Here is a 4,317-nt window from a genome sequence, read left to right as displayed (position 1 = left end):
GTGGCGCTTGAGCTGCTGCCGCTTAGGCTTGTCGCCCTCGACATCCGGCAAGCGCGACATGCTATGCCGCTGAAGACACCGATGCAGCGCTGACCGGGTCAGATGCGGGATCGAGGGCCGGAGCGTATAGAGGCAATCATCCAACGGCAGCAGCCTATGCCGCCGAAATGCGACGATCATGGCCTCCTCGGCTTGGCTGAGAGTGGTTGAGCGCAGCTCTTTCGGGCCTGTTTTGCGATCCTCAACGGTCTCGCGCTTTCGCCACTTGGCAACCGTCTTCGGGGTGATCCCGGGTTCCGGTCTCGATAAGGATGCCTTCCTTCAGGAATTCCCGGATCGTCCGCTTGACTGTCGTCTCGCCCAACTCCGTATGCCGCTGGATCGTGCCTTTCGAACACCAGATGCCAGAGCCATCATCCGAGGCTTTTTCCGCCAGAAACATGATGATCCGCTTGCGCGTTGCGCTGCCGAACTTGCGTTCCGCGCATGTGTTCGCGCCCCGCCAACTCACTGGAAGGCCCCAAGTGCGCAAAGACGTGCGGATTATACAGGATTTGCACGAGATTTCTGCCGTTTCAGCAGAATTCGGCGCGAAAGCTCACGAGACATTCTGCACGCTCCTGCACAAAACCCTGTAAATAAGCTATATTCTATAGGTGTTTTTGGCGACCCCGGCAGGATTCGAACCTGCAACCTGCCCCTTAGGAGGGGGCTGCTCTATCCAGTTGAGCCACGGGACCACTACCCGTTTGCCTAGTTCACCCTGCGGGGCCAAGTCAATCTATGTAACGGCCCGACAAATGGCATGCCTGGGCTAAAACCTGTCGTTTCAAATGGAGTGCATCTGCGCCTACACGCCCCATTGTGCTTTGACAGTTGCGTGAGGTAACGTTGTTTCAACAATTAACAAAAGGCAGGTTCAGCGTGACGCACGACACACATCGTCCTCTCACTCTTCGCGACGTTTCAGAAGCGACCGGCGTATCAGAAATGACTGTAAGTCGGGTTTTGCGAAACCGGGGTGATGTATCTGAAAAGACGAGAGAAAAAGTCCTCGCCGCTGCCAAAGAGCTTGGATATGTGCCGAACAAAATTGCAGGCGCACTTGCCTCCAGCCGCGTGAACCTTGTCGGCGTTATCATTCCATCGTTGTCCAACATGGTTTTTCCGGAAGTTTTGACCGGCATAAATCGCGTATTGGAAAACACCGATTTGCAGCCAGTTGTTGGGGTGACCGATTACCAACCGGAGAAAGAGGAAAAGGTCCTCTATGAAATGCTGTCCTGGCGGCCGTCCGGCGTGATCATTGCAGGCCTTGAACATTCCGACGCTAGCAAGGCCATGCTGGCCGCGGCCGGAATTCCGGTGGTTGAAATCATGGATACAGATGGCACACCGATAGATTCCATGGTTGGTATTTCACACCGTCGCGCGGGTCGTGAAATGGCGAAAGCGATCCTCAAAGCAGGCTTTCAGCACATCGGTTTTATGGGCACCAAAATGCCCTTGGACCATCGTGCCCGCAAACGCTTTGAAGGGTTCACGGAAGCATTGGCAAAAGAGGGCGTCGAAATCGAAGATCGCGCGTTTTATTCCGGTGGTTCCGCGCTCGCCAAAGGGCGGGAAATGACACAAGAAATGCTGGAACGCTCGCCGGATTTGGATTTTGTCTATTATTCCAATGACATGATCGGCGCTGGTGGTCTGCTATATCTGTTGGAACAGAACGTTGATATCCCCCGCGAAATCGGCCTGGCGGGCTTCAACGGTGTTGAGCTTTTGGACGGGTTACCACGGCGCTTGGCAACGATGGATGCCTGTCGGCAGGAAATTGGACGCAAAGCGGCTGAAATCATCGCCGCGCGTTTGGACAACCCAGATGCCGAGATCGAAAAGCACGTCACGCTGACACCGACCATCGACTATGGCGATACGTTGAAACGCTGGTAGATTTCAAGGCATCAGCGTCAGCTTGACATCCGACAAACCAGTCACTCCGCCAGTTATGACATCACCGGGGTTTACCGCCCCGACACCGGCCGGGGTGCCGGTCATTATGATGTCGCCCGCCCGCAGGTAGTAAAACCCGGATAGGTGACGCAGAAGTTCAGCAATGGACCACACCATATCGTCCAAATTTCCCGCTTGTCGTCGCTGACCATTCACGTCGAGCCAAATCGATTGACCGCCCGGTCCTACCCAATCTTTGCACGCGGTAATTTTCCCCAAAACGCTGCCGTTTTCCAGATCTTTCCCAAGGTCCCAGGGCCGTTGTTTTTTGCGTTCTCGGATTTGCAAATCTCGGCGTGTCATATCCAATGCGCAGCCATAGCCCGAGACGGCATCCAAAGGGTCCTCGTCAGAACTGCCCACGGATTGTCCAAGGGCAACAAACAGCTCAACTTCATGGTGAAAATCTTCTGTGCCTTGTGGGAATGGAACCTCGGCTCCGGTTTGCACCGCATTGGCTGCTGATTTTGTAAAGTAAAACGGTGCCTCGCGATCCACCTCGTTGCCCATTTCGGCTGCATGCGCCGCATAGTTACGTCCCACACAGAAAATACGTCCCACCGGGAAGCGACGATCCGAGAATTGAATGGGTAAGGTCAATGGATCTGGGAGGTCAAAAACCAGGGTCATAGGCGTAAGGTTCCAAAGTCAGCAGTGTCGCAACCACCCTGCAATTTCGAAGCAAGACGTGCAAAGGCAAACGCAACATGCGCATCTTTGTGCAAACAAAAAGGAGGCAATCACTGACCTCTTTCTCGACGAGAGTTTTTCCACGCAAGCGTTAACGAACAAGGAACTCTGCATGCAGTGCTCCGGCGGCTTTTAGGCTCTTCAATATGTCGATCATATCGCGTGGAGAAACACCCAAAGCGTTCAAGCCAGACACCACTTCGGACAGGGACGTGGTTTCGGGAACTTCGGCAAGCTGCACGTTTTCCTCTTCTTCAATGCCGACACCAGTGCGTGGAACAACCACGGGCTGGGCATCCGTAAAGGGGTTGGGTTGCACGACCAGCGGGGCTTCTTCGATACGAAGCGTCAAATTGCCCTGCGCAACGGCTACTCGTGAAATCCGCACGTCGCTTCCCATGACAATTGTACCGGAACGCTGGTCCACAACAACGCGGGCTTTGCGTTGAGGTTCGACCAGGATGTTTTCCATCCGACCAATTGCATGCGCAGTAGAGCGGGCATTTGTGCGGGGGATGTCGACCTCTACCGTGCCCGAATCACGCATGAGCGCGACGTTTCGGCCAAATTCTGCATTGATCGCCCGTTCAATCCGGTTCGCAGTCGTGAAGTCAGCGTCGCGCAATGCCAAGCGCATAGTCGACAGCGAAGACAGGTCAAATTCAATTTCCCGCTCAATCCGCCCGCCTGATGGGATCACCCCTGACGTCGGAACCCCTTGTGTCACAGTTGCCGCATCGCCTTCAGCGACTGCGCCGCCGGCCAGGATCGTCCCTTGCGCCACCGCATAGATCTGACCGTCCGCCGCATTAAGCGGCGTCATAATCAGAGTGCCGCCCAATAGACTGTTTGAGTCACCAATTGCTGACACCGTGACATCCAGTGAGGAGCCGACCCGAGCAAAAGGTGGCAAGCTTGCGGTTACAAAAACCGCCGCGACATTGTTTGGTCGAAATTGCTCACCCGTCACATTGACTCCGAGACGTTCCAGAATGTTGGTCATGATCTCTTCGGTAAACGGAGAGTTCCGGAGACCGTCGCCCGTGCCATTCAATCCAACAACCAGACCGTAGCCAACCAGATCGTTTCCACGCACACCGTCAAATTCAACCAGATCTTTTAACCGAATGGCATTTGCATGCGCAGCCATTGGCACCAAGAGCAAAAAAACCAGGAAACGTAGGGATTTCATCATGACAAATATCTCAATAGCGTCAGGTCAAACGATCTTTGTGTGACTACATAGAGGCTTTCCAATTGGTTTTGAGCTTCTTCCCACTTGGAAAAGGTTTCATAAGGATCTGCTTCCAGCATTTCGTTTTTTGTTATCGAAAGACTGGTGATCTGCGCTTCGTTTCTCGTCCGTGCATTTTCGATACGCTCTTCCATAAATCCGACGTCAGACCTGCGAGAGATTATGGCATCACTCGCGGCAAACAGATGTTCTCCTGTGCGTTTTACCAATTCGCGTGTCGCCTCATCCGACAATGTCACACCGGGTTCAACCGTTAGCGCTGCAAGTGCAAAAGACTTAAAAGTTTGCTTGAACGCGTCGTCGGTGGCCAAGACGTCCAACTCAACTTCATCATTGGTACCAACGTCAACTGTTTTTTTTTT

5 protein-coding genes, 1 tRNA gene and 1 pseudogene are annotated in these 4,317 nt (G+C 53.7%); 1 reads left to right on the top strand and 6 read right to left on the bottom strand.

From position 1 onward, the window contains the following. The 3 genes and pseudogenes from KMP13_RS13335 to KMP13_RS13325 form a co-directional block, all read right to left on the bottom strand. Positions 1 to 291 (bottom strand): annotated as a pseudogene (locus KMP13_RS13335) (IS481 family transposase); the annotation flags it as partial. Next, entirely contained in the window at positions 242 to 511 is a 270-nt protein-coding gene (locus KMP13_RS13330; RefSeq protein WP_251363854.1) for a hypothetical protein, read from the bottom strand. The gene KMP13_RS13330 and the pseudogene KMP13_RS13335, both read right to left, overlap by 50 nt. A 152-nt stretch (positions 512 to 663) precedes the next feature. Then, positions 664 to 740: transfer RNA gene (locus tag KMP13_RS13325), tRNA-Arg, on the bottom strand. Between the two features lie 184 nt (positions 741 to 924). Here KMP13_RS13325 and KMP13_RS13320 point away from each other — a divergent pair. Beyond that, on the top strand, positions 925 to 1,950 hold the full coding sequence (locus tag KMP13_RS13320) for a LacI family DNA-binding transcriptional regulator (protein ID WP_215266331.1): 1,026 nt from the start codon (positions 925 to 927) through the stop codon (positions 1,948 to 1,950). 3 nt (positions 1,951 to 1,953) lie between these two features. On the opposite strand, the gene KMP13_RS13315 is transcribed toward KMP13_RS13320, so the two are convergent. The 3 genes from KMP13_RS13315 to KMP13_RS13305 all read right to left on the bottom strand — a co-directional run. Further along, a complete protein-coding gene (locus tag KMP13_RS13315) occupies positions 1,954 to 2,640 on the bottom strand; it encodes a fumarylacetoacetate hydrolase family protein (RefSeq protein WP_215266330.1) in 687 nt (228 codons plus the stop codon). A gap of 151 nt (positions 2,641 to 2,791) precedes the next feature. After that, complete coding sequence (locus tag KMP13_RS13310; protein WP_215266329.1) at positions 2,792 to 3,895, bottom strand: flagellar basal body P-ring protein FlgI; 1,104 nt, start codon at positions 3,893 to 3,895, stop codon at positions 2,792 to 2,794. After that, a partial coding sequence (locus tag KMP13_RS13305) for a flagellin (RefSeq protein ID WP_285895545.1) occupies positions 3,892 to 4,317 on the bottom strand: 426 nt, incomplete at its 5' end. The genes KMP13_RS13305 and KMP13_RS13310, both read right to left, overlap by 4 nt.

Source organism: Epibacterium ulvae (genome assembly GCF_018678075.1).
In the GTDB taxonomy this organism is placed as follows: Bacteria; Pseudomonadota; Alphaproteobacteria; order Rhodobacterales; family Rhodobacteraceae; genus Epibacterium; species Epibacterium ulvae_A.
This window is presented reverse-complemented; position numbering and strand designations above follow the sequence as displayed.